We start from the raw sequence: 376 nt of genomic DNA, 5'->3' as shown, positions 1-376 counted from the left end.
CGGCCGCCGACATCGCGCTGCGTCTGGTCGAGACCATGGAGAACGACGAGACGATGCCCGAGCTGCGGGTCGGCATGGCGTTCGGCACGGTGACCACCCGTATGGGCGATGTCTTCGGTACGACCGTCAACCTCGCCTCCCGCCTCACCTCCATAGCCCCGCGCGACGCCGTGCTCGTCGACAGCGCGTTCGCCGAGGAACTGATCCGTACGGGCGACGCCCCGGCGTCCGAGGCGGAGGCGGCCGAGGCCGAGGCCGCCGCGGAGAAGGAGGGCAAGGAACCGCCGGTGTACCGCTTCGCCCTCCAGCCGATGTGGCAGCGCCCGGTGCGTGGCCTGGGCGTGGTCGAGCCCTGGCTGCTCACCCGGCGGGACGG

At 72.3% G+C, this 376-nt stretch carries 1 protein-coding gene; it reads left to right on the top strand.

Going from position 1 to position 376, the window contains the following annotated elements:
- Positions 1 to 376, top strand: a 376-nt coding sequence (locus BZY54_RS54375) for an adenylate/guanylate cyclase domain-containing protein (RefSeq protein WP_279634782.1), incomplete at both ends; no start/stop codon positions are given.

It is taken from the genome of Streptomyces carpinensis, assembly GCF_002154505.1.
Classification (GTDB): Bacteria; Actinomycetota; Actinomycetes; order Streptomycetales; family Streptomycetaceae; genus Streptomyces; species Streptomyces carpinensis.
Note: the sequence above shows the minus strand (reverse complement) of the source record. Positions and strands in the feature narration are given on the sequence as shown.